General features: G+C 69.8%; 22 protein-coding genes. All 22 read left to right on the top strand.

Annotation, left to right across the window (positions count from 1 at the left end):
• Positions 1-489: DALR anticodon-binding domain-containing protein (locus DCW30_RS13055; protein ID WP_277820330.1), on the top strand; the 489-nt coding region annotated here is incomplete at its 5' end.
• 54 nt (positions 490-543) lie between these two features.
• Positions 544-1,935, top strand: coding sequence for a diaminopimelate decarboxylase (lysA, locus tag DCW30_RS13050; protein WP_062774015.1), 1,392 nt, complete (start codon positions 544-546; stop codon positions 1,933-1,935).
• Positions 1,936-2,091: 156 nt separating this feature from the next.
• Entirely contained in the window at positions 2,092-3,381 is a 1,290-nt protein-coding gene (locus DCW30_RS13045; protein ID WP_103557611.1) for a homoserine dehydrogenase, read from the top strand.
• 6 nt (positions 3,382-3,387) lie between these two features.
• Complete coding sequence (thrC, locus tag DCW30_RS13040; RefSeq protein ID WP_103557417.1) at positions 3,388-4,446, top strand: threonine synthase; 1,059 nt, start codon at positions 3,388-3,390, stop codon at positions 4,444-4,446.
• Positions 4,447-4,689: 243 nt separating this feature from the next.
• Complete coding sequence (thrB, locus tag DCW30_RS13035; protein ID WP_076684484.1) at positions 4,690-5,607, top strand: homoserine kinase; 918 nt, start codon at positions 4,690-4,692, stop codon at positions 5,605-5,607.
• A gap of 414 nt (positions 5,608-6,021) precedes the next feature.
• Entirely contained in the window at positions 6,022-8,094 is a 2,073-nt protein-coding gene (gene rho, locus DCW30_RS13030) for a transcription termination factor Rho (protein ID WP_076684483.1), read from the top strand.
• 322 nt (positions 8,095-8,416) lie between these two features.
• Entirely contained in the window at positions 8,417-9,529 is a 1,113-nt protein-coding gene (locus DCW30_RS13025; protein ID WP_076684481.1) for an LCP family protein, read from the top strand.
• Between the two features lie 151 nt (positions 9,530-9,680).
• Positions 9,681-9,905, top strand: a complete 225-nt coding sequence (rpmE, locus tag DCW30_RS13020) for a 50S ribosomal protein L31 (RefSeq protein ID WP_055696813.1) — start codon at positions 9,681-9,683, stop codon at positions 9,903-9,905.
• Between the two features lie 125 nt (positions 9,906-10,030).
• Positions 10,031-11,107 carry a peptide chain release factor 1 gene (gene prfA, locus DCW30_RS13015; RefSeq protein WP_062774027.1) on the top strand — a complete coding sequence of 359 codons (1,077 nt, stop codon included), beginning with the start codon at positions 10,031-10,033 and terminating at the stop codon, positions 11,105-11,107.
• A gap of 59 nt (positions 11,108-11,166) precedes the next feature.
• Positions 11,167-12,012 (top strand): peptide chain release factor N(5)-glutamine methyltransferase, encoded by an 846-nt coding sequence (prmC, locus tag DCW30_RS13010; protein WP_062774029.1) that lies wholly within the window; start codon positions 11,167-11,169, stop codon positions 12,010-12,012.
• Positions 12,013-12,068: 56 nt separating this feature from the next.
• Positions 12,069-12,716 (top strand): L-threonylcarbamoyladenylate synthase, encoded by a 648-nt coding sequence (locus tag DCW30_RS13005; RefSeq protein ID WP_062774031.1) that lies wholly within the window; start codon positions 12,069-12,071, stop codon positions 12,714-12,716.
• Positions 12,713-13,366: an arsenate reductase/protein-tyrosine-phosphatase family protein gene (locus DCW30_RS13000; protein ID WP_062774034.1), complete on the top strand. Its 654-nt coding sequence runs from the start codon at positions 12,713-12,715 to the stop codon at positions 13,364-13,366. The genes DCW30_RS13005 and DCW30_RS13000 overlap by 4 nt, the downstream gene beginning before the upstream one ends.
• 49 nt (positions 13,367-13,415) lie before the next feature.
• Positions 13,416-14,678, top strand: a complete 1,263-nt coding sequence (locus tag DCW30_RS12995; RefSeq protein WP_076684479.1) for a serine hydroxymethyltransferase — start codon at positions 13,416-13,418, stop codon at positions 14,676-14,678.
• 130 nt (positions 14,679-14,808) lie between these two features.
• The gene (locus DCW30_RS12990; RefSeq protein WP_062774038.1) at positions 14,809-16,149 is read left to right on the top strand and encodes an MraY family glycosyltransferase; all 1,341 of its coding nucleotides are present in this window, start codon (positions 14,809-14,811) and stop codon (positions 16,147-16,149) included.
• A 261-nt stretch (positions 16,150-16,410) separates the two neighbouring features.
• On the top strand, positions 16,411-16,860 hold the full coding sequence (locus DCW30_RS12985; RefSeq protein WP_076684475.1) for a Cg1360 family ATP-synthase-associated protein: 450 nt from the start codon (positions 16,411-16,413) through the stop codon (positions 16,858-16,860).
• Between the two features lie 276 nt (positions 16,861-17,136).
• Complete coding sequence (gene atpB / locus DCW30_RS12980; protein WP_062774042.1) at positions 17,137-17,907, top strand: F0F1 ATP synthase subunit A; 771 nt, start codon at positions 17,137-17,139, stop codon at positions 17,905-17,907.
• A gap of 70 nt (positions 17,908-17,977) precedes the next feature.
• Positions 17,978-18,223 (top strand): ATP synthase F0 subunit C, encoded by a 246-nt coding sequence (gene atpE / locus DCW30_RS12975; protein ID WP_016643250.1) that lies wholly within the window; start codon positions 17,978-17,980, stop codon positions 18,221-18,223.
• Positions 18,224-18,264: 41 nt separating this feature from the next.
• Positions 18,265-18,819 carry a F0F1 ATP synthase subunit B gene (locus DCW30_RS12970; protein ID WP_062774043.1) on the top strand — a complete coding sequence of 185 codons (555 nt, stop codon included), beginning with the start codon at positions 18,265-18,267 and terminating at the stop codon, positions 18,817-18,819.
• The gene (locus tag DCW30_RS12965) at positions 18,816-19,640 is read left to right on the top strand and encodes a F0F1 ATP synthase subunit delta (RefSeq protein WP_062774044.1); all 825 of its coding nucleotides are present in this window, start codon (positions 18,816-18,818) and stop codon (positions 19,638-19,640) included. Before DCW30_RS12970 ends, DCW30_RS12965 begins: the two co-directional genes overlap by 4 nt.
• A gap of 114 nt (positions 19,641-19,754) precedes the next feature.
• Entirely contained in the window at positions 19,755-21,344 is a 1,590-nt protein-coding gene (gene atpA, locus DCW30_RS12960; protein ID WP_062774046.1) for a F0F1 ATP synthase subunit alpha, read from the top strand.
• 21 nt (positions 21,345-21,365) lie between these two features.
• Positions 21,366-22,286, top strand: coding sequence for a F0F1 ATP synthase subunit gamma (locus DCW30_RS12955; RefSeq protein WP_062774048.1), 921 nt, complete (start codon positions 21,366-21,368; stop codon positions 22,284-22,286).
• Entirely contained in the window at positions 22,286-23,728 is a 1,443-nt protein-coding gene (gene atpD / locus DCW30_RS12950) for a F0F1 ATP synthase subunit beta (protein ID WP_062774050.1), read from the top strand. Before DCW30_RS12955 ends, atpD begins: the two co-directional genes overlap by 1 nt.
• Positions 23,729-23,805: the final 77 nt, after the last annotated feature.

Here is a 23,805-nt window from a genome sequence, read left to right as displayed (position 1 = left end):
CCCGCCCCCGGCGACCCCCTCCGTCTGGGACGTGACGCCGCCCGTTGGGCCCTGCTCCACCCCGCCGCCCACGACCGTGCCCGCGTCACCCCCGAGCAGGGCGGCGACCTGTACGTGGAGCAGCGTGAGAGCAACCCCCTCTTCCGCGTCCAGTACGCCCACGCCCGCTGCCGCGCCCTCACCCGCAACGCCGCCGACCTCGGCTTCACCGCCGTCCCCGGGGACACGCCCCACCCCCTGCTGGACGCCCTGGCGGACTACCCCACCGTCCTCACCCTCGCCGCGCGGCACCGTGCGCCCGACCGGGTCGCCCGGCACCTCGTCGTGGTCGCCGACGGGCTGCTCGCGTATCAGCATGCCGTCCTGCCGCGTGGTGAGGAGAAACCCTCGGCCGCCCACCGTGCCCGGCTCGCGCTCGCCGAAGCCGCCGGGACGGTGCTCGCCGGTGGCCTGTCCCTGCTCGGCATCAGCGCACCCGAACACCTGTGACGCCCCGGCCCCGAGAGGCGGGTGTCACCCCGTGAGAGACGAGACACGCGAGTCATGAGCCGTTCCGCACACCCCGCCGGACCCCGCCACGCCGACGTGCTGCCCGAGGGGCACTACAGCGCGCCGCCCGCCGACCTCAACGCCCTCGACCCCAAGGTCTGGGCCCGCACCGTCACCCGTACGCCCGAGGGTGTCGTCAGCGTGGGCGGCATCGAGGTGACGCGGCTGGCCGAGGAGTTCGGCACCCCCGCCTACTTCGTCGACGAGGCCGACTTCCGCGCCCGCTGCCGGGCCTGGCGCGAGGCGTTCGGCAGCGAGGCCGACGTCTTCTACGCCGGCAAGGCCTTCCTGTCGCGGGCCGTCGTGCGGTGGCTGCACGAGGAGGGGCTGAACCTCGACGTGTGCAGTGGCGGGGAGCTGGCCACCGCCCTCGCCGCCGGTATGCCCGCCGAGAACATCGCCTTCCACGGGAACAACAAGACCCCGGCCGAGATCGAGCGTGCCGTCGAGGCCGGCGTCGGGCGCATCGTGCTCGACTCCTTCCAGGAGATCGCGCGCGTCGCGCACATCGCCGAGCGGCTCGGCAGGCGCCAGCGCGTGCAGATCCGCGTGACCGTGGGCGTCGAGGCGCACACCCACGAGTTCATCGCCACCGCGCACGAGGACCAGAAGTTCGGGATCGCGCTCGCCGGCGGGCAGGCCGCCGAGGCCGTGCGGCGGGCCTTGAAGCTCGACGGGCTCGAACTGATCGGCATCCACTCGCACATCGGGTCGCAGATCTTCGACATGGCCGGGTTCGAGGTGTCCGCCCGGCGTGTCGTGCAGCTGCTCGCCGAGGTGCGTGACGAGCACGGCGTCGAACTGCCCGAGATCGACCTCGGCGGCGGCCTCGGCATCGCGTACACCTCGGACGACGACCCCCGCGAGCCGCACGAGATCGCCGAGGCGCTGAACGAGATCGTCGCGCGGGAGTGCGCGGCCGCCGGCCTCCGCAAGCCGCGGATCTCCGTCGAGCCCGGCCGCGCCATCGTCGGACCCACCGCCTTCACGCTGTACGAGGTCGGGACCGTGAAGCCCCTCGAAGGGCTGCGCACCTACGTCTCGGTCGACGGCGGCATGTCCGACAACATCCGTACCGCGCTCTACGACGCGGAGTACACCGTCGCCCTGGTCTCCCGCTCCTCCGACGCCGAGCCCATGCTGGTGCGGGTGGTCGGCAAGCACTGCGAAAGTGGTGACATCGTCGTACGCGACGCGTTTCTCCCGGCGGATCTCGCGCCGGGCGATCTGATCGCCGTGCCCGCCACCGGTGCGTACTGCCGCTCGATGGCGAGCAACTACAACCACGCGCTGCGCCCGCCGGTCGTCGCCGTGGACGACGGCGCGGCGCGGGTGATCGTGCGCCGTGAGACGGAGGAGGACCTCCTCCGTCTCGACGTCGGGTGACGACCGACACGCGCCCGTCACCGCGATACCGGCGCCAATGCCGAAGTGGCATCGGATAATGAAATACATGTCTCATGATTCGGACAATGGACGGAAACTCCATTCCGGTGGGTGAGACTGGTCCCAACGTAGCTGTATGAGAAGTGAGGTCGGATGATGCGTACGCGTCCACTGAAGGTGGCGCTGCTGGGCTGTGGGGTCGTCGGCTCAGAGGTGGCGCGCATCATGACGACGCACGCCGACGACCTCACAGCCAGGATCGGCGCCCCGGTGGAGCTCGCCGGGGTCGCCGTCCGGCGCCCGTCGAAGGTGCGTGAGGGAATCGATCCTTCACTGGTCACCACCGACGCCACCGCCCTCGTCAAGCGGGGTGACATCGACGTCGTGGTCGAGGTCATCGGGGGCATCGAGCCCGCCCGCGCGCTCATCACCACCGCCTTCGAGCACGGGGCCTCCGTGGTCTCCGCCAACAAGGCGCTCATCGCGCAGGACGGCGCCGCGCTGCACGCCGCCGCCGTCGAGCACGGCCGTGACCTCTACTACGAGGCCGCCGTCGCCGGAGCCATCCCGCTGATCCGGCCGCTGCGCGAGTCCCTGGCGGGGGACAAGGTCAACCGCGTCCTGGGGATCGTGAACGGGACCACCAACTTCATCCTCGACGCCATGGACACGACGGGGGCGGGCTACCAGGAAGCCCTCGACGAGGCCACCGCGCTGGGGTACGCCGAGGCCGACCCGACCGCCGACGTCGAAGGATTCGACGCCGCTGCCAAGGCCGCCATCCTCGCCGGGATCGCCTTCCACACCCGCGTGCGCCTCGACGACGTCTACCGCGAGGGCATGACCGAGGTGACCGCCGCCGACTTCGCGTCCGCGAAACGGATGGGCTGCACCATCAAACTGCTTGCCATCTGCGAACGGGCCGCCGACGGCGGTTCCGTCACCGCGCGCGTGCACCCCGCGATGATTCCGCTCAGCCACCCGCTGGCATCGGTGCGCGAGGCCTACAACGCCGTCTTCGTCGAGGCCGAGGCCGCCGGACAGCTCATGTTCTACGGGCCCGGCGCCGGCGGCTCGCCCACCGCTTCGGCCGTCCTCGGCGACCTCGTCGCCGTCTGCCGCAACAAGCTCGCCGAGTCCACGGGCCCCGGCGACTCCGCGTACACGCAGCTGCCCGTGGGGTCCATGGGCGAGGTCGTCACGCGCTATCACATCAGCCTCGACGTGGCCGACAAGCCGGGTGTGCTCGCCCAGGTCGCGACGGTCTTCGCCGAGCACGGGGTCTCCATCGACACCGTCCGCCAGACCGGCAAGGACGGCGAGGCATCGCTCGTCGTCGTCACCCATCGTGCGCCCGACGCCGCCCTCACCGGCACCGTCGACGCACTGCGCAGTCTCGACACCGTGCGTGGTGTCGCCAGCATCATGCGGGTTGAAGGGGAGTAAGCAGCAATGACCCACCAGTGGCGCGGAATCATCGAGGAGTACCGGGACCGGCTTCCGGTCTCGGACACCACGCCGGTCGTGACGCTCGGCGAGGGCGGTACGCCGCTCGTACCCGCGCAAGTGCTCTCCGAGCGCACCGGCTGCGAGGTCCACCTCAAGGTCGAGGGCGCCAACCCCACCGGTTCCTTCAAGGACCGCGGCATGACCATGGCCATCACCAAGGCCAAGGAGGAGGGCGCGAAGGCGGTCATCTGCGCCTCCACCGGCAACACGTCGGCCTCCGCCGCGGCCTACGCCGTACGCGCCGGAATGGTCTGCGCCGTGCTGGTGCCGCAGGGCAAGATCGCCCTCGGCAAGATGGGCCAGGCACTGGTCTACGGCTCGAAGATCCTCCAGGTCGACGGCAACTTCGACGACTGCCTGAACCTGGCCCGCGCCCTCTCCGAGAACTACCCGGTGGCGCTGGTCAATTCGGTCAACCCGTTCCGCATCGAGGGCCAGAAGACCGCCTCGTTCGAGATCGTGGACGCCCTCGGCGACGCCCCCGACATCCACGTCCTTCCCGTCGGCAACGCCGGCAACATCACCGCCTACTGGAAGGGCTACAAGGAGTACGCCGCCGACGCGGTGTCGACGCGTACCCCCCGGATGTGGGGCTTCCAGGCCTCCGGTTCCGCGCCCATCGTGCGCGGCGAGGTCGTCAAGGACCCCTCGACGATCGCCACCGCGATTCGCATCGGCAACCCCGCGTCCTGGCAGCACGCCCTCGACGCGCGCGAGGAGTCCGGCGGCTTCATCGACGAGGTGACGGACCGTGAGATCCTGCGCGCCTACAAGCTGTTGGCCTCCCAGGAGGGCGTCTTCGTGGAGCCCGCGTCGGCCGCCTCGGTCGCCGGTCTGCTGAAGGCCGCCGAGCAGGGCAAGGTCGACAAGGGGCAGAAGATCGTCTGCACGGTCACGGGCAACGGCCTCAAGGACCCCGACTGGGCCGTCGCCGGCGCTCCGCAGCCGGTCACCGTCCCCGTCGACTCGGCCGCCGCCGCCGAGCGCCTCGGCCTGGCGTAACCGGCACGGGGGTGGCACAGGAGGCACACGACACGCATCGTGCGCCTCCTGTGCGCCCTATGTCGCCACAGAACCTTCCTTCGATAGGCTGTACCCAACCCACCCCGCCGCATATGCCGCGGCGCCGCCGTCGTGCGGGTCGGGGCGCCGCCGTTGCGCGCGGCCTCCGGGTGTTCCGTACATGTGGCGCGTAAGAACCTACGCAGCCTCAACAACACGCAGCTCAAGGAGAGTCATCGAGCGATGGCCGGTCCAGCGTTCCGCGCCGCCGCCGTCCGGGTGCGCGTCCCCGCCACCAGCGCCAACCTCGGTCCGGGCTTCGACGCCCTGGGCCTGTCGCTGGGTCTCTACGACGACGTGGTCGTCCGGGTGGCCGACTCCGGCCTGAACATCGACATCGCGGGGGAGGGCAGCGACACCCTTCCGCGCGACGAGTCCCACCTGCTCGTACGATCCCTGCGCACCGCCTTCGACCTGCTGGGCGGCCAGCCGCGCGGCCTTGAGATCGTCTGCGCCAACCGCATCCCGCACGGCCGCGGCCTCGGCTCCTCGTCGGCCGCCATCTGCGCCGGCATCGTCGCCGCGCGCGCCGTGACGATAGGCGGCGAGGCCAGGCTGGACGACACGGCCCTGCTCGAACTCGCCACGGAGATCGAGGGCCACCCCGACAACGTCGCCGCCTGCCTGCTCGGCGGCTTCACCCTGTCCTGGATGGACGGGGGAGCGGCCCGCGCGATCAGGATGGAACCGGCCGCTTCCATCGTTCCGGTGGTTTTCGTACCGGGAAAGCCCGTCCTGACCGAGACGGCGCGCGGACTGCTGCCGCGCACCGTCCCGCACCTCGACGCGGCGACCAACGCGGGCCGGGCGGCCCTGCTCGTCGAGGCCCTGACCAGGCGCCCCGAGCTGCTGCTCCCCGCCACCGAGGACCGACTGCACCAGGAGTACCGCGCTCCGGCCATGCCGGAGAGCACCGCCCTGGTGGAGCGGCTGCGCGCCGACGGCGTGCCCGCGGTGATCTCCGGCGCGGGCCCCACGGTCCTCGCGCTGGCCGAAGAGAGTGCGGCCGACAAGGTCGCGCGTCTGGCGGGGGAGGGCTGGGCGGCCAACCGCCTGACGCTCGACGCCGCCGGAGCGAGTGTGCTGCCGCTTGCGCCGTGACGCGGTGAATGCCGTGACGCGGTGAACACAGGGGTTTCGGGGTGTCCCGATTCCGAGAGGGGGAATGTTTGTTGGATCCGGTAGTGTTAATCTCAAGTCTGCACCCGACCTCACCATGGCGAGGTGCTTTGTGTCCCCGTCCGGGACAACCATTCTTCCGGGAGCCTCCCAAACTGCTTCGTGCCCCGCACTGAGCGGTCCTGAGCACGCTCCGGAACCGGCGTGACCGAGCCGGGTGACACCGCACTTCAGTGACACCGCACCGGGACTCGCCATCACCAATGAATTCTTCCGCCGCTCAGGCGGACAACCGCCCCGGCACGGTCCACAGCACACAGCGAGGACCGACCGCCGGACAGCACAACCGGTCGCCGAGCCAGACAGGCCGACGCCCGCTCCAGGGAAGGACCCTTCGTGAGCGACACCACCGATCTGATGGGCGTGACTGCCGACACGCCCGCCACGGACGCCTCCGCGGCGCCTGCCACCGGTGCTTCGGCCGGGTCCCGGCGGCGCCGCGGCACCGGCCTCGAGGGCATGGTGCTGGCGGAACTGCAGCAGGTCGCATCGGGCCTTGGGATCAAGGGCACCGGGCGCATGCGCAAGAGCCAGCTGATCGAGGTCATCAAGGAGGCGCAGGCCGGGGGCGGAGCCCCGGCGAAGAGCGCCGCGCCCGCCGCGGACGCCGCCACCGAGACCAAGCCCAAGCGCCGCGCCACATCGAAGGCCCGTACGGGCGAGGACGCCGCGGAGGGCGCCGCCAAGGCCGGCAAGCCGGACAAGGCGGACGACGGCAAGGCCGAGAAGGCCGCCGCCCAGCAGCAGATCGACATCCCCGGTCAGCCGGCCGGCGGCCCCGCTCGCGCGAGCGAGACCGAGCGCGGGGGAGACGACCAGCCCGCCGGTGAGCGCCGCAGGCGCCGGGCCACGGCCGACGCGGGCAGCCCCGAGACCGTCACCGCCGAGGCGAAGGCCGAGGCCAGGACCGAGTCCAAGGGCGACGCCGCCGAGGCCAGGAACGACAAGGGCGGCGACGGCGACGGCGCCGAGGGCCGCCGCGAGCGCCGTGACCGCCAGGGCCGCGGCCGTGACCGCGACCGCCGCGGCAACAAGGGCGACGACCAGCAGGGCGGCGGCCGTCAGGACCGCCAGGACCGCCAGGACCGCCAGCAGCAGGGCGGCGGGCGCCAGGACCGCCAGGACCGCCAGCGGGACAACGGTCCGCAGGACGACGACGACTTCGAGGGCGGCCGCCGCGGCCGCCGGGGCCGTTACCGCGACCGCCGTGGCCGTCGTGGCCGCGACGAGCAGGGCTTCGGCAACGAGCCGCAGGTCTCCGAGGACGACGTCCTGATCCCCGTCGCGGGCATCCTGGACATCCTCGACAACTACGCGTTCATCCGCACGTCGGGCTACCTCCCGGGACCCAACGACGTCTACGTCTCGCTGGCCCAGGTCCGCAAGAACGGCCTGCGCAAGGGTGACCACGTCACCGGTGCGGTCCGCCAGCCCAAGGACGGCGAGCGCCGCGAGAAGTTCAACGCGCTCGTACGCCTGGACTCGGTCAACGGCATGGCGCCCGAATCCGGGCGCGGGCGGCCGGAGTTCAACAAGCTGACGCCGCTCTACCCGCAGGACCGGCTCCGCCTGGAGACCGACCCGGGCGTGCTCACCACCCGCATCATCGACCTCGTCGCGCCCATCGGTAAGGGGCAGCGCGGTCTGATCGTGGCCCCGCCGAAGACCGGCAAGACCATGATCATGCAGGCGATCGCCAACGCGATCACGCACAACAACCCCGAGTGCCACCTGATGGTCGTCCTGGTCGACGAGCGTCCGGAAGAGGTCACCGACATGCAGCGGTCGGTGAAGGGCGAGGTCATCTCCTCGACCTTCGACCGTCCCGCGGAGGACCACACCACGGTCGCCGAGCTCGCCATCGAGCGTGCCAAGCGCCTGGTGGAGCTGGGCCACGACGTCGTCGTGCTGCTCGACTCGATCACCCGCCTCGGCCGCGCGTACAACCTCGCGGCCCCGGCCTCCGGGCGCATCCTGTCCGGTGGTGTCGACTCGACGGCCCTCTACCCGCCGAAGCGCTTCTTCGGTGCGGCGCGCAACATCGAGGACGGCGGCTCGCTGACCATCCTCGCGACCGCGCTCGTCGACACCGGGTCCCGCATGGACGAGGTCATCTTCGAGGAGTTCAAGGGCACCGGCAACGCGGAGCTCAAGCTCGACCGCAAGCTCGCCGACAAGCGCATCTTCCCCGCGGTGGACGTCGACGCGTCCGGCACCCGCAAGGAGGAGATCCTGCTCGGCTCCGACGAGCTGGCGATCACCTGGAAGCTGCGCCGCGTGCTGCACGCGCTCGACCAGCAGCAGGCGATCGAGCTGCTCCTGGACAAGATGAAGCAGACGAAGTCGAACGCCGAGTTCCTGCTCCAGATCCAGAAGACCACGCCGGCGCCGGGCAACGGCAACGACTGACCCGGCGTGGCCGCCTGAGCAGAGGCGACCGGAAGGGGCCGGTCCCGTCATCCGACGGGACCGGCCCCTTCCGTTTGCCATGACCTTGGCCACACGGCGAGGCATTTCTGCCGGTCACGGGCAGTAGCGCCGCTCCCCATGAAAACGCAGGTGAGCGGCGTGAAGCGGGGGCCGGTCGGCACTCTGTGTAGTGGTCGAGCGGCGGGGCGCACACAGGGTGGCGTGCAACCCTTTCTCCGGCTTTCCCGTCTGACAAGTGACGGAAAGCCACGCCTGAACCCTGAAAGCAGGGGGTGACCGACCGACGAGGACTGAGGGGCGCATGACCGACGAGAGCAGGACTCCCGACGCGCCGAGGCGCGGCAAGCGCGGACGCCGCCGCAAGCCGCCCAGCAAGCGCAAGAAGGCGCTCGTCGTCACGGCGTGGACCGCGGCGGGCGTGGTCGTCCTCGGGGGCACCGGCCTCGGCTTCGTGTACTTCAAGCTCAACGGCAACATCCAGGGCGTCGACATCAACGCCGCGCTCGGCGCCGACCGGCCGGCGGACGTCGACAACGGCTCCCAGGACATCCTCGTGCTCGGCTCCGACTCGCGCTCGGGCGACAACGCCAAGTACGGCAAGGACGAGGGCGCGGCCCGCTCGGACACCGCGATGATCGTGCACGTCTACAAGGGCCACAAGAAGGCCAGCATCGTCTCGATCCCCCGCGACACCCTGATATCCCGGCCGGACTGCACCGCCGAGGACGGCGAGGACGCCCCGGGCGCCGAGCGGCAGATGTTCAACTCCGCCTACGAGGTGGGCGGCCCCGCCTGCGCCGTCAAGACGGTCGAGAAGATGTCCGGCATCAGGATGGACCACTACATCGAGGTCGACTTCTCGGGTTTCAAGAAGCTCATCGACACGCTCGGCGGCGTCGACATCACCACCAAGAAGGCGATACGCGACAAGGACAGCCACCTCGACCTGGACGCCGGCACGCACCGGCTCACCGGCGAGCAGGCGCTCGGCCTGGTCCGCACCCGGCACGGCGTCGGCGACGGCAGCGACCTCGGCCGCATCCAGCTCCAGCAGGCGTTCATCAAGGCCCTGCTCGACCAGGTCAAGGACGTGGGGGTGTTCGGCAACCCCAAGAAGCTGTTCGACCTGGCGGACGACGCGACCAGCGCCATCACCACCGACTCCGACCTGAACGACGTCAAGAGCCTCGCGGGCTTCGCGGGCGGCCTCAAGGGCATCGGCGCGGACGACATGAAGATGGTCACGATGCCCATCCAGTACGACCCGGCCGACCCCAACCGCGTCCTGCCCCTCGAAGAGGCCGACCAGCAGGTCTGGGACGCCCTCAAGGCCGACAAGGCCATCCCGAGGTCCGCCACGGAGAAGTCCGCGGGCGACAAGGGCGACGTGGGCGACGTGGTCAGCAGCGAGTAGCCGGGCGGTCCCGGCGGCCCCAGGAATAGATCGGCCCCCACCCCCGTTTTGGGAGATACGGCCTGTCCTGGCAGACTGGTACGTCGGCCCCGGTTCACGTACGAGCAATCCGCGCGTACGACCCGGCGCCCTCCCGAAACTAGGAGACACCTTGAAGCGCGACATCCACCCCGAGTACGTCGAGACGCAGGTCAGCTGCACCTGTGGCGCGTCGTTCACCACCCGCAGCACGATTTCCAGCGGCACCGTCCGCGCCGAGGTCTGCTCCGAGTGCCACCCGTTCTACACGGGCAAGCAGAAGATCCTCGACACCGGTGGCCGTGTGGCCCGCTTCGAGGCCCGCTTCGGCAAGGCTGCCGGCTCCGCCAAGAAGTAGCGAGCCACTGCGCCGGTCATCGGCCGCTCCCGCGAGGGGGTGGCCGGGACCGGCGCTTTTGCCGTCCCGCAGCCAAGTCGCAGCCAACTCGCGTGAAACCCCGCGGAGAAAACCAGGAGCCCCCGATGTTCGAGGCGGTCGAGGAACTGATCGGTGAACACGCCGATCTCGAGAAGAAGCTCGCCGACCCGTCGGTCCACGCGGACCAGGCCAACGCGCGCAAGCTCAACAAGCGCTACGCCGAGCTGACGCCGATCGTCGCGACGTACCGCTCCTGGAAGCAGACCGGCGAGGACATCGAGACGGCCCGCGAGCTGGGCGCCGACGACCCGGACTTCGCCGCCGAGGTCAAGGACCTGGAGCGGCAGCGCGAGGAGATCACCGAGAAGCTGCGGCTGCTGCTCGTGCCCCGGGACCCGTCCGACGACAAGGACGTCATCCTGGAGGTCAAGGCGGGCGCGGGCGGCGACGAGTCGGCCCTGTTCGCCGGCGACCTGCTGCGCATGTACCTGCGGTACGCCGAGCGCGTCGGCTGGAAGACCGAGATCATCGACGCCACCGAGTCCGAGCTGGGCGGCTACAAGGACGTCCAGGTCGCCGTGAAGACCAAGGGCGGCCAGGGCGCCACGGAGCCCGGACAGGGCGTCTGGGCGCGTCTGAAGTACGAGGGCGGCGTGCACCGCGTGCAGCGTGTGCCGTCCACCGAGTCCCAGGGGCGCATCCACACCTCCGCGGCCGGTGTCCTGGTGACGCCCGAGGCCGAGGAGATCGACGTCGAGATCCACGCCAACGACCTGCGCATCGACGTCTACCGCTCCTCGGGACCCGGCGGCCAGTCCGTCAACACCACCGACTCCGCGGTGCGCATCACGCACATCCCCACCGGCGTCGTCGCCTCCTGCCAGAACGAGAAGAGCCAGCTCCAGAACAAGGAGCAGGCCATGCGCATCCTGCGCTCCCGCCTGCTGGCCGCCGCGCAGGAGGAGGCGGAGAGCAAGGCCGCCGACGCGCGCCGCAGCCAGGTCCGCACGGTCGACCGCTCCGAGAAGATCCGGACGTACAACTTCCCGGAGAACCGGATCTCGGACCACCGCGTGGGCTTCAAGGCGTACAACTTGGACCAGGTGCTCGACGGCGACCTCGACGCGGTCATCCAGGCCTGCGTGGACGCGGACTCCGCGGCCAAGCTCGCGGCAGCCTGACCGCCCGCCCCCCTCGCCCGTACGACGCCCCCGATCTCCCGCAGCCCCGGAGGACCAGCGTGAACCTGCTGCTCGCGGAAGTGGCCCAGGCCACCCAGCGGCTGGCCGACGCCGGCGTGCCCTCGCCGCGCAACGACGCCGAGGAGCTCGCCGCGTTCGTGCACGGCGTGAAGCGGGGCGAGCTGCACTCCGTCAAGGACGCGGACTTCGACGCCCGCTACTGGGAGACGATCGCGCGCCGTGAGGCCCGTGAGCCGCTCCAGCACATCACCGGACGCGCCTACTTCCGGTACCTGGAGCTCCAGGTCGGCCCCGGCGTCTTCGTGCCCCGCCCGGAGACCGAGTCGGTCGTGGGCTGGGCGATAGACGCGGTCCGCGCCATGGACGTCGTCGAACCGCTCATCGTCGACCTGTGCACCGGCTCCGGCGCCATCGCGCTCGCCCTCGCCCAGGAGGTGCCGCGCTCGCGCGTGCACGCCGTGGAGCTGTCCGAGGACGCCCTGAAGTGGACGCGGAAGAACGTCGAGGGCTCCCGGGTCAAGCTCGCCCAGGGCGACGCCCGCGACGCGTTCCCCGAGCTGGACGGCCAGGTCGACCTGGTGATCTCCAACCCGCCGTACATCCCGCTCACCGAGTGGGAGTACGTCGCCCCGGAGGCCCGCGACTACGACCCGGACCTCGCCCTGTTCTCCGGCGAGGACGGCCTCGACCTGATCCGCGGCATCGAGCGCACCGCGCACCGGCTGCTCCGCCCCGGCGGCGTCGTCGTCATCGAGCACGCCGACACCCAGGGCGGCCAGGTCCCGTGGATCTTCACCGAGGCGCGGGGCTGGGCCGACGCGGCCGACCACCCCGACCTCAACAACAGGCCGCGCTTCGCGACCGCCCGCAAGGCGATGCCGTGACGACCGCGGCGACCGTGACGACCAAGAAGCAGTACGTGTACGAGGAGGCCCGCTAGATGGCACGGCGATACGACACCAACGACGCGACCGACCGCACGACGGGTCTGCGCGAGGCCGCGTCCGCCGTCCGCCGTGGCGAGCTGGTCGTGCTCCCCACCGACACCGTCTACGGCATCGGCGCCGACGCCTTCAGCCCCGAGGCGTGCGGCGACCTGCTCGACGCCAAGGGCCGCGGCCGCAACATGCCGACCCCTGTCCTCATCGGCTCGCCGAACACCCTGCACGGCCTGGTCACCGACTTCTCCGAGATGGCCTGGGAACTCGTCGACGCCTTCTGGCCCGGTGCGCTGACCCTCGTCGCCAAGCAGCAGCCGTCCCTGCAGTGGGACCTCGGCGACACCCGCGGCACCGTCGCCATCCGCATGCCGCTGCACCCCGTGGCCATCGAGCTGCTCACCGAGTTCGGCCCCATGGCCGTCTCCTCCGCGAACCTCACCGGGCACCCCGCCCCCGAGACCTGCGACGCCGCGCAGGACATGCTGGGCGACTCCGTCTCGGTGTACCTGGACGGCGGCCCGACCCCCGGCATCGTCCCCTCGTCCATCGTCGACGTCACGGGCCGCGTGCCCGTGCTGCTCCGTGCGGGCGCCCTCGACGCGGACGAGCTGCGCAAGGTGGTACCCGACCTCGAGGTGGCGAATTGACAGCCCCTGAGACGGGGCGTGGCATAGCGGGCTTCCCGGGCTCTGCGGGCGCCTTCCGCATCCTCCACGTCAGCACAGGCAACGTCTGCCGTTCGCCGATCACCGAGCGGCTGACCAGGCATGCCCTGGCCGACCGCCTCGGCGATCCGCTCACCGGCGGCCTGATCGTGGAGAGCGCGGGCACCTGGGGCCACGAGGGCGCCCCCATGGAGACCAACGCCGAGACGGTCCTCGCCGACTTCGGCGCGGACGCCAGCGGCTTCATGGGGCGCGAGCTCCTCGACGACCACGTCATCCGCGCCGACCTGGTCCTGACCGCCACCCGCGACCACCGGGCGCAGGTCATCTCCATGGGCCATTCGGCGGGCCTGCGCACCTTCACGCTGAAGGAGTTCACACGGCTCGTGCGGGCCATAGACCCCACGACGCTGCCGGAGCCCGACGGCAACGGCGTGGTGGAGCGTGCGCGCGCCCTGGTGCGGGCCGCCGCCGCGCTGCGCGGCTGGCTGCTCGCGCCGAGTGTCGAGGCCGACGAGGTGTACGACCCCTACGGAGCGCCCCTGCCGTTCTTCCGTTCGGTGGGCGACGAGATCAACCAGGCCCTCGACCCCGTGGTGACGGCGCTGACCGGGGTGCCCGCGCACACATAGCGGCCTACATTGGATCTGAGGTCACCCCTGCCAGGCCCCGGAGCCCACGATGTCGCTCACCACGGTCAGCACCGCACCCGCCACCGCCGGGACGTCGTACACCGATCTCGAAGCGCTGCGCCGCCAGGACCCCGAGCTGGCCGAGATCCTGGTGGCGGAGGCCGCCCGGCAGGCCGACGCGATCCAGCTCGTCGCCGCCGAGAACTTCACCTCGCCCGCCGTCCTCACCGCCCTCGGCTCACCGCTCGCCAACAAGTACGCCGAGGGCTACCCCGGCGCCCGCCACCACGGCGGCTGCGAGCTGGTGGACGTCGCCGAGCGGCTCGCCGTCGACCGCGCCAAGGCCCTCTTCGGGGCCGAGCACGCCAATGTGCAGGCCCACTCGGGCTCCTCCGCCGTCCTCGCCGCGTACGCCGCGCTGCTGCGCCCCGGCGACACCGTCCTCGCGATGGGACTGCCGTACGGCGGCCACCTCACGCACGGCTCGCCCGCGAACTTCTCCGGGCGGTGGTTCGACTTCGTCGGATACGGCGTCGACGCCGAGAGCGGCCTCATCGACCACGAGGAGGTGCGCGCGCTGGCCCGCGCGCACCGCCCGAAGGCGATCGTCTGCGGTTCCATCTCCTACCCGCGCCACCTGGACTACGCGGCCTTCCGCGAGATCGCCGACGACGTCGGCGCGTACCTCATCGCCGACGCGGCGCACCCCATGGGCCTGATCGCCGGGGGAGCGGCCCCCAGCCCCGTCCCGTACGCGGACGTGGTCTGCGCGACCACCCACAAGGTCCTGCGCGGCCCCAGAGGCGGCCTCCTGCTGTGCGGGGCGCACCTGGCGGAGCGGATCGACCGGGCGGTCTTCCCGTTCACGCAGGGCGGCGCCCAGATGCACACGATCGCCGCCAAGGCCGTCGCGTTCGGGGAGGCGTCGACACCGGTCTTCACCGCGTACGCGCACCAGGTCGTCGCCAACGCCCGGGCGCTGGCCGGCGGCCTCGCAGCCGCCGGGTTCGGGATCGCCACCGGCGGCACGGACACCCACCTCGTCCTCGCCGACCCCTCGCCGCTGGGAGCGGGCGCGCGGGAGGCCCGCGGCAGACTGGCCGCGGCCGGGATCATCCTGGACACCTGCGTGCTGCCGGACGGCGACACCCGCGGCCTGCGGCTCGGCACCGCCGCGGTCACCACGCAGGGGATGGCGGGACCGGAGATGGCGCGGCTCGCGGACCTGCTGGCGTCGGCGGTGCGCGAGCGGCCCGGAGTACGGGAAGAGGTGCGTGAACTGGTGGGACGTTTTCCGCCGTATCCGGCGTAGGACGGGGTGGGCGCGTCGGGGACGTGGGCGCACTCGTGCAACCATCGTCGCTACCCGTAAGTCCCCAACCGTATGCGCGCAAAGCTAGGGTGTGGGGCTGAGATGGCCAGCGATACCTGTGGGGAAGCCCGTGCGTGAATATCTCCTGACGCTCTGCATCACGGCCGCGGTGACCTACCTGCTGACCGGGCCGGTGCGGAAGTTCGCGATCGTGGCCGGCGCCATGCCGGAGATCCGCGCCCGCGACGTGCACAGGGAGCCCACGCCCCGGCTCGGCGGCATCGCGATGTTCTTCGGCCTCTGCGCCGGACTCCTGGTCGCGGACCACCTGCCGAACCTCAACGCCGTCTTCGAGAACTCCAACGAACCGCGCGCGCTGCTCTCCGGGGCGGCGCTGATCTGGCTGATCGGCGTCCTGGACGACAAGTTCGAGATCGACGCCCTGATCAAGCTCGGCGGCCAGATGATCGCCGCCGGCGTCATGGTCATGCAGGGCCTGACGATCCTGTGGATCCCGGTGCCCGGCGTCGGCACGGTCTCGCTCACCTCGGGCCAGGGCACCCTCCTGACGGTGGCCCTCGTCGTCATCACCATCAACGCCGTCAACTTCGTCGACGGCCTCGACGGTCTCGCCGCGGGCATGGTCTGCATCGCCTCGGCGGCGTCCTTCATGTACGCCTACCGGATCTGGTACGGCTACGGCATCGAGGCCGCGGCGCCCGCCACGCTCTTCGCCGCCATCCTCATGGGCATGTGCCTGGGCTTCCTGCCGCACAACATGCACCCCGCCCGGATCTTCATGGGCGACTCCGGGTCGATGCTGATCGGCCTGATCCTCGCGGCCGGCGCGATCTCCGTCACAGGTCAGGTGGACCCGGCGGCGATGAAGCTGAACTTCGGCACGGGCCGCGACGCCACCCACGCGATGCTGCCGGTCTTCATCCCGCTCCTGATGCCGCTGACGATCATCGCGATCCCCTTCGCCGACCTGGTCCTCGCCATCGTCCGGCGCACCTGGAACGGCAAGTCGCCGTTCGCCGCCGACCGGGGCCACCTGCACCACCGGCTCCTGGAGATCGGGCACTCGCACAGCCGCGCCGTCCTGATCATGTACTTCTGGTCGGCGCTCATCGCCTTCGGCACCGTGGCGTACTCGGTGCACTCGACGAGCGTGTGGATCCTCTTCGTCATCGTCGCGCTGAGCGCGCTGGGCCTGGTGCTGCTCCTGCTGCCGCGCTTCACGCCGCGCACCCCGCGGTGGGCCGAGGCGTTCGTGCCGCCCCGTTACCGCCGTCGTCGCGGGGCCGCCGCACAGGACGCCACGGATGTGACGTACGAGGCGGGTGAGGCAGAACAGAGCGGAAGTGACGCAGAGGTGAAATCTCCGGTCGGCGCCGGCGTCAACGGAGCGACCGCCGCAGGCGCCCGCTCGCGTCTCCAGGAACGGGGAGAAGCACCTTCCTCGCGTTGACGCGCGACGCCAAACCGCCGCATTACCAGACATCCCACCCCGCCGCGCGCACAAGCGCGCGGATTACCTCTCATGTGTGACGGCGAGCACACCAGGCAGGTAAAGACCTCATCAAATAGTTTGTGATACCGTTCACGAAAGCCCGGGATAGAGCCGAAGGACCGTAGTGCGACGGTCCATCCGGCCCGAGGGTCTTCTCGATCCGGGTCTACGCTCGTCCATGACGACACCCTGCCCCCATCAGTAAGCGGAGCTGCCGCCATGCCGTCTCAAGACACCCGAAATCTCCTTCAGTCCGCTGTGCCCACAGCTGCCGTCGGCGCGATCGTCGCCATCGTCAGCGGTGTGGTCGCGGGCGGCAAGGGGGCCCTCGGGGCTGTCGTCGGCACGGTGGTCGTGATTGCCTTCATGGGGCTGGGTCTGTACGTCCTGCAGCGGACGGCGAAATCGCTTCCGCAGTTGTTCCAGGCGATGGGCATGATGCTCTATGTCGCCCAGCTGTTGCTGCTTCTCATCTTCATGGGCCTGTTCAAGGACACCACGCTCTTCAACCCGAAGGCCTTCGCCGCCGCCCTGGTGGTGGCGACGATCACGTGGATGGCCGCTCAGGCCCGCGCACACATGAAGGCCAAGATCCTTTACGTCGAACCCGACTCCGAAAGCGACTCCTCGAAGAAGGACAAGCCGGAGAAGTCGGGGTCCTCGACGTGAAGGGTAGGGCCGGGATAAATAGCCGTTCGAGATCCTGCTATCGTCCGGTGCCAACTGCGGCACTGCCGGCGCGGGCATCTGAGCTGACGCCTGCACGATCGCGAGGCTCGATGCCTGAATGCCGCTCACACTTCCGAAACACCAGTCCGGTGCCGAAACGCGGCTGCGCGCCGCGCCGACACGACAACGAGGTTGCCGTACCTATGCGTCACGCCGAAGGAGCCCGCGGTGAGTGCTGACCAAACTGAGCTCGCCTTTGACTGGAGCTGTCGGATCATGTCCGACAACGGCTGTGGCTTCCCGGCTCCGGGCCTGCACTCGTTCCTCTTCAAGCCGATGTTCACCGTCGGCGGGTTCGAGTTCAACAAGGTGATGATGCTCGCCCTGTTGACCACGCTCGTCGTCATCACCTTCTTCTACCTCGCCTTCGGCAAGGCGAAGGTGATCCCGGGCAAGCTCCAGATGATGGGCGAGGCGGGCTACGACTTCGTACGCCGCGGCATCGTCTACGAGACCCTCGGCAAGAAGGACGGCGAGAAGTACGTCCCGCTCATGGTCTCGCTGTTCTTCTTCATCTGGATCATGAACATCTGGTCCGTGATCCCGCTCACCCAGTTCCCGGTCTCCTCGATCATCGCCTACCCGGCGGTCCTCGCGGCCATCGTCTACCTGGTCTGGGTCCCGCTCACCTTCAAGAAGCACGGCTTCGTGGGCGGCTGGAAGAACGTCACGGGTTACGACAACTCCCTCGGCCCGATCAAGTGGCTGGTGTCGTTCATCGAGTTCTTCTCGAACCTCCTGGTGCGCCCCTTCACGCACGCGGTGCGACTCTTCGCCAACATGTTCGCCGGTCACCTGATGCTGGTGATGTTCACCGTCGCCTCCTGGTACCTGCTGAACAGCTGGCTGATCCCGGCGGCCGGTGTCTCCTTCGTGATGACCATCGGCATGATCCTCTTCGAGCTTTTCGTGCAGGCCGTCCAGGCGTACGTCTTCGTGCTCCTCGCCTGCTCGTACATCCAGGGCGCTCTGGCCAAGCACCACTGAGCCCCTCAGATACCCCTAAGCGCCCGGTGGCCAACCCCCACCGGTCCATGAAAGAGAAGGAAGTAACGGCATGTCCGCGACTCTCGAGCTCGCCGCCCTCCAGGGTGACATCAAGGCCCTCGGCTCCATCGGCTACGGCCTCGCGGCCATCGGCCCCGGCATCGGTGTTGGCATCGTCTTCGGTAAGGGCACCGAGGCTCTCGCCCGTCAGCCCGAAGCTGCCGGCCTGATCCGTGCCAACCAGATCCTCGGTTTCGCCTTCTGTGAGGCGCTCGCCCTCATCGGCATCGTCATGCCGTTCGTCTACGGCTCCTGATCGCCCGAGACGATTAGCCCCGTTCGACGAAAGGCAATGATGTGATCGCCAACCTGGTACAGCTGGCGGCCGAGCACGCGGAGGAGCAGAACCCGCTCATCCCGCCGGGTCCCGAGCTGCTCGTCGGCGCCATCGCCTTCGCCATCGTCTTCTTCTTCTTCTGGAAGAAGCTCCTCCCGAACATCAACAAGGTTCTGGAAGAGCGCCGGGAGGCGATCGAAGGCGGTATTGAGAAGGCCGAGGCCGCTCAGACCGAGGCCCAGAGCGTTCTTGAGCAGTACAAGGCTCAGCTCGCCGAGGCCCGGCACGAGGCCGCGCGTCTGCGCCAGGAGGCGCAGGAGCAGGGCGCCCAGCTCATCGCCGAGATGCGGGCCGAGGGCCAGCGTCAGCGCGAGGAGATCGTCGCCGCCGGTCACGCGCAGATCGAGGCCGACCGCAAGGCCGCCGCGCAGTCGCTGCGTCAGGACGTGGGCCAGCTGGCCACCGACCTGGCCGGCAAGCTCGTCGGCGAGTCCCTCGAGGACCACGCCCGCCAGAGCCGCACCATCGACCGCTTCCTCGACGAGCTCGAGGAGAAGGCCGAGGCGGCTCGATGACAGCGCACGGAGCTAGCCGCGAGGCCCTGGCCGCCGCGCGCGAGCGCCTCGACGCGCTGACGGACAACACCGCGGTCGACGCCAAGCGTCTCGCGGACGAGCTCGCCGCGGTGACCGCGCTGCTCGGCCGTGAGGTCTCGCTGCGTCGGGTCCTGACCGACCCGGCGCAGTCCGGTGAGGCCAAGGCCGACCTCGCGGGGCGCCTGCTCGGCGGCCAGGTGAGCGGCGAGACCGCCGACCTGGTGGCCGGCATGGTCCGCTCGCGCTGGTCGCGGTCGCGTGACCTGGTGGACGCCACCGAAGTGCTCGCGAACCTCGCCGACCTGACCGGCGCGCAGAAGGCCGGCGTGCTGGACGACGTCGAGGACGAGCTCTTCCGGTTCAGCCGGATCGTGGCGTCGAGCACCGAGCTGCGGTCGGCGCTGACGGACCGCGCGGCCTCCGGCACGGCCAAGAGCGAGCTGCTGCGCAGCCTGCTCGGCGGTCGCGCCGAGTCCGTGACGGAGCGGCTCGTCGAGCGCCTGGTGACCGCGCCGCGTGGACGTAGCCTGGAGGAGGGACTCGAGTCCCTCTCCAAGCTGGCCGCGGACCGCCGCAACCGCATGGTCGCCGTCGTCACTTCCGCTGTTCCGCTCTCGGACCAGCAGAAGCAGCGCCTCGGCGCCGTCCTGGCCAAGGTGTACGGACGCCCGATGCACCTGAACCTCGACGTGGACCCCGGGGTCCTCGGAGGGATCACGGTGCAGGTGGGCGACGAGGTCATCAACGGCAGCATCGCGGACCGCATCGAGGAAGCCGGCCGCCGCGTGGCCGGCAAGTAATCCAAAGAAGAGCATGACCTACGGCCCTAGTTGGGCCGTGCAGAGGATTCCTGGGGGCTGACCCCAGACCCCCCAAGAAAACTTCGGGCCCAACAAGGAGAGCAGGGAACCCAGATGGCGGAGCTCACGATCCGGCCGGAGGAGATCCGGGACGCGCTGGAGAACTTTGTCCAGGCGTACAAGCCGGACGCGGCCTCGCGCGAGGAGGTCGGTACGGTCACCGTCGCCGGCGACGGTATTGCCAAGGTCGAGGGACTGCCCTCGGCGATGGCGAACGAGCTGCTCAAGTTCGAGGACGGCACCCTCGGCCTCGCGCTGAACCTGGAAGAGCGCGAGATCGGCGCCGTCGTCCTCGGCGAGTTCAGCGGTATCGAGGAGGGCCAGCCGGTGCAGCGCACCGGTGAGGTGCTCTCCGTCGCCGTGGGCGAGGGTTACCTCGGCCGCGTCGTCGACCCGCTCGGCACCCCGATCGACGGCCTCGGCGAGATCGAGACCAGCGGACGTCGCGCCCTTGAGCTGCAGGCCCCCACGGTCATGCAGCGCAAGTCGGTGCACGAGCCGATGGAGACCGGCTACAAGGCCGTCGACGCGATGACCCCGATCGGCCGTGGCCAGCGTCAGCTGATCATCGGTGACCGCCAGACGGGCAAGACCGCCCTGGCCGTCGACACGATCATCAACCAGCGCGACAACTGGCGCTCGGGCGACGTGAACAAGCAGGTGCGCTGCATCTACGTCGCCATCGGTCAGAAGGGCTCCACCATCGCCTCCGTGCGCGGTGCCCTCGAAGAGGCCGGCGCCCTGGAGTACACGACCATCGTCGCCGCCCCGGCGTCCGACCCGGCGGGCTTCAAGTACCTCGCGCCCTACACCGGCTCGGCCATCGGCCAGCAGTGGATGTACGAGGGCAAGCACGTCCTCATCATCTTCGACGACCTCTCGAAGCAGGCCGACGCCTACCGCGCCGTGTCCCTGCTGCTCCGCCGTCCGCCGGGGCGCGAGGCCTACCCCGGTGACGTCTTCTACCTGCACTCGCGTCTGCTCGAGCGCTGCGCGAAGCTCTCGGACGAGCTGGGCAAGGGCTCGATGACCGGTCTGCCGATCGTCGAGACCAAGGCGAACGACGTCTCGGCGTTCATCCCGACCAACGTCATCTCCATCACCGACGGCCAGTGCTTCCTGGAGTCGGACCTCTTCAACGCCGGTCAGCGCCCCGCGCTGAACGTCGGTATCTCCGTCTCCCGAGTCGGTGGTTCCGCGCAGCACAAGGCGATGAAGCAGGTCTCCGGACGTCTGCGCGTGGACCTCGCCCAGTTCCGTGAGCTGGAGGCGTTCGCCGCCTTCGGTTCCGACCTGGACGCCGCGTCCAAGGCCCAGCTCGAGCGCGGCCAGCGCATGGTCGAGCTGCTCAAGCAGCCGCAGTACGAGCCGATGGCGACCGAGGACCAGGTCGTCTCCGTGTGGGCCGGTACCACCGGTCGCATGGACGACGTGCCGGTCAACGACATCCGCCGCTTCGAGCGCGAGCTCCTCGAGTACCTGCACCGCAAGGAGCAGGGCCTCATGACCTCCATCAAGGAGGGCGGCAAGATGTCGGACGACACCCTGCAGGCCGTCGGCGACGCCATCGCGGAGTTCAAGAAGCAGTTCGAGACCTCGGACGGGAAGCTTCTCGGCGAGGACGCTCCGGCCACGGCCAAGTGACGTAAGGAAGGGACCTGACTCATGGGAGCCCAGCTCCGGGTCTACAAGCGTCGCATCCGATCCGTCACCGCGACCAAGAAGATCACCAAGGCGATGGAGATGATCGCCGCCTCGCGTGTCGTCAAGGCGCAGCGCAAGGTGGCGGCCTCCACGCCGTACGCGACCGAGCTCACCCGCGCGGTCACGGCGGTCGGCACTGGCTCGAACACCAAGCACCCGCTGACGACCGAGGCGGAGACGGCGACCCGTACCGCGGTTCTGCTCCTCACGAGCGACCGTGGTCTGGCCGGCGCCTTCAACTCGAACGCCATCAAGGCCGCGGAGCAGCTGACCGCGCGCCTGGAGGCGGAGGGCAAGGAGGTCGACACGTACGTCGTCGGCCGCCGCGGTCTGGCCCACTACAACTTCCGCGAGCGCAAGGTCGTGGAATCGTGGTCGGGCTTCACCGATGAGCCCACGTACGCGGACGCCAAGAAGGTCGCGGCGCCGCTGATCGAGGCGATCGAGAAGGAGACGGCGGAGGGCGGCGTGGACGAGCTCCACATCGTCTACACCGAGTTCATCTCGATGATGACGCAGACGGCCATCGACAGCCGCCTGCTGCCGCTCAGCCTCGAAGAGGTGGCGGAGGAGTCGAAGTCCGGCAAGGACGAGATCCTTCCGCTGTTCGACTTCGAGCCGTCGGCGGAGGACGTCCTCGACGCCCTGCTGCCGCGCTACGTCGAGAGCCGTATCTACAACGCGATGCTCCAGTCGGCTGCCTCCAAGCACGCCGCCACGCGCCGCGCGATGAAGTCGGCGACCGACAACGCCGGGGATCTGATCAACAGCCTCTCCCGGCTTGCCAACGCGGCCCGCCAGGCCGAAATCACCCAGGAAATCAGCGAGATCGTCGGCGGCACAGCAGCGCTGGCCGACGCGACCGCGGGGAGTGACAAGTAATGACGACCACAGTTGAGACGGCCGTTGCCACGGGCCGCGTCGCCCGGGTGATCGGCCCGGTCGTCGACGTGGAGTTCCCCGTCGACGCGATGCCGGAGATCTACAACGCCCTGCACGCCGAGGTCGACGACCCGTCGACCGAGGGTGCGCGCAAGACGCTGACCCTTGAGGTCGCCCAGCACCTGGGTGACGGCGTGGTCCGCGCGATCTCGATGCAGCCCACCGACGGCCTGGTCCGCCAGGCGCCCGTCACCGACACCGGCAAGGGCATCTCGGTGCCGGTCGGCGACGTGACCAAGGGCCGTGTGTTCAACACGCTCGGCGAGGTCCTGAACGACGACCCGTCCACGGTCGCCGACGCCGAGCGCTGGACGATCCACCGCAAGGCCCCGGCGTTCGACCAGCTCGAGTCGAAGACCGAGATGTTCGAGACCGGCCTGAAGGTCGTCGACCTTCTCACCCCGTACGTCAAGGGTGGAAAGATCGGTCTGTTCGGTGGCGCCGGTGTCGGCAAGACCGTTCTGATCCAGGAAATGATCGTCCGTGTGGCCAAGCTGCACGACGGTGTCTCCGTCTTCGCCGGTGTCGGCGAGCGCACCCGTGAGGGCAACGACCTCATGGTCGAGATGGAGGAAGCCGGCGTTCTGGACAAGACCGCGCTGGTCTTCGGCCAGATGGACGAGCCGCCGGGCACGCGTCTGCGCGTCGCCCTGGCCGGTCTGACCATGGCGGAGTACTTCCGCGATGTGCAGAAGCAGGACGTGCTGTTCTTCATCGACAACATCTTCCGCTTCACGCAGGCCGGCTCCGAGGTCTCGACCCTGCTCGGCCGTATGCCCTCCGCGGTGGGTTACCAGCCGAACCTGGCCGACGAGATGGGTCTCCTCCAGGAGCGCATCACCTCGACCCGCGGTCACTCGATCACCTCGATGCAGGCGATCTACGTCCCCGCGGACGACCTGACCGACCCGGCCCCGGCGACCACGTTCGCCCACCTCGACGCGACGACGGTGCTCTCCCGTCCGATCTCCGAGAAGGGCATCTACCCGGCCGTGGACCCGCTGGACTCCACGTCCCGCATCCTGGACCCGCGCTACATCGCGCAGGACCACTACGACTGCGCCATGCGCGTCAAGGGAATCCTGCAGAAGTACAAGGACCTCCAGGACATCATCGCGATCCTCGGCATCGACGAGCTCAGCGAAGAAGACAAGCTCGTCGTGGCCCGTGCCCGTCGTGTGGAGCGCTTCCTGTCGCAGAACACCCACGCCGCCAAGCAGTTCACCGGTGTGGACGGTTCGGACGTGTCGCTGGAGGAGTCGATCGCGGCCTTCAACGCGATCTGCGACGGCGAGTACGACCACTTCCCGGAGCAGGCGTTCTTCATGTGTGGTGGTCTCGAGGACCTGAAGAAGAACGCCAAGGAGCTCGGCGTCTCCTGAGCCGAGCAGCTCTGACGGAGAGGGGCGGGGGCACCCCGCACAGGGGCAGTGTCCCGCCCCTCTCCTCACGCCCACTA

Source organism: Streptomyces alfalfae, assembly GCF_004127445.1.
GTDB classification, from domain to species: domain Bacteria; phylum Actinomycetota; class Actinomycetes; order Streptomycetales; family Streptomycetaceae; genus Streptomyces; species Streptomyces alfalfae.
The sequence above is the reverse complement of the archived record's forward strand: the minus strand, read 5'-3'. Positions and strand labels throughout refer to the sequence as shown.

Excerpts from the sequence above, each read along its gene's own strand:
- lysA (WP_062774015.1), top strand. The coding sequence starts at position 544 with ATGAGCCGTTCCGCACACCCCGCCGGACCCCGCCACGCCGACGTGCTG.
- DCW30_RS13045 (WP_103557611.1), top strand. The coding sequence starts at position 2,092 with ATGCGTACGCGTCCACTGAAGGTGGCGCTGCTGGGCTGTGGGGTCGTC.
- thrC (WP_103557417.1), top strand. The coding sequence starts at position 3,388 with ATGACCCACCAGTGGCGCGGAATCATCGAGGAGTACCGGGACCGGCTT.
- thrB (WP_076684484.1), top strand. The coding sequence starts at position 4,690 with ATGGCCGGTCCAGCGTTCCGCGCCGCCGCCGTCCGGGTGCGCGTCCCC.
- DCW30_RS13025 (WP_076684481.1), top strand. The coding sequence starts at position 8,417 with ATGACCGACGAGAGCAGGACTCCCGACGCGCCGAGGCGCGGCAAGCGC.
- prfA (WP_062774027.1), top strand. The coding sequence starts at position 10,031 with ATGTTCGAGGCGGTCGAGGAACTGATCGGTGAACACGCCGATCTCGAG.
- DCW30_RS13005 (WP_062774031.1), top strand. The coding sequence starts at position 12,069 with ATGGCACGGCGATACGACACCAACGACGCGACCGACCGCACGACGGGT.
- DCW30_RS12995 (WP_076684479.1), top strand. The coding sequence starts at position 13,416 with ATGTCGCTCACCACGGTCAGCACCGCACCCGCCACCGCCGGGACGTCG.
- DCW30_RS12985 (WP_076684475.1), top strand. The coding sequence starts at position 16,411 with ATGCCGTCTCAAGACACCCGAAATCTCCTTCAGTCCGCTGTGCCCACA.
- atpB (WP_062774042.1), top strand. The coding sequence starts at position 17,137 with ATGTCCGACAACGGCTGTGGCTTCCCGGCTCCGGGCCTGCACTCGTTC.
- atpE (WP_016643250.1), top strand. The coding sequence starts at position 17,978 with ATGTCCGCGACTCTCGAGCTCGCCGCCCTCCAGGGTGACATCAAGGCC.
- DCW30_RS12965 (WP_062774044.1), top strand. The coding sequence starts at position 18,816 with ATGACAGCGCACGGAGCTAGCCGCGAGGCCCTGGCCGCCGCGCGCGAG.
- atpA (WP_062774046.1), top strand. The coding sequence starts at position 19,755 with ATGGCGGAGCTCACGATCCGGCCGGAGGAGATCCGGGACGCGCTGGAG.
- DCW30_RS12955 (WP_062774048.1), top strand. The coding sequence starts at position 21,366 with ATGGGAGCCCAGCTCCGGGTCTACAAGCGTCGCATCCGATCCGTCACC.
- atpD (WP_062774050.1), top strand. The coding sequence starts at position 22,286 with ATGACGACCACAGTTGAGACGGCCGTTGCCACGGGCCGCGTCGCCCGG.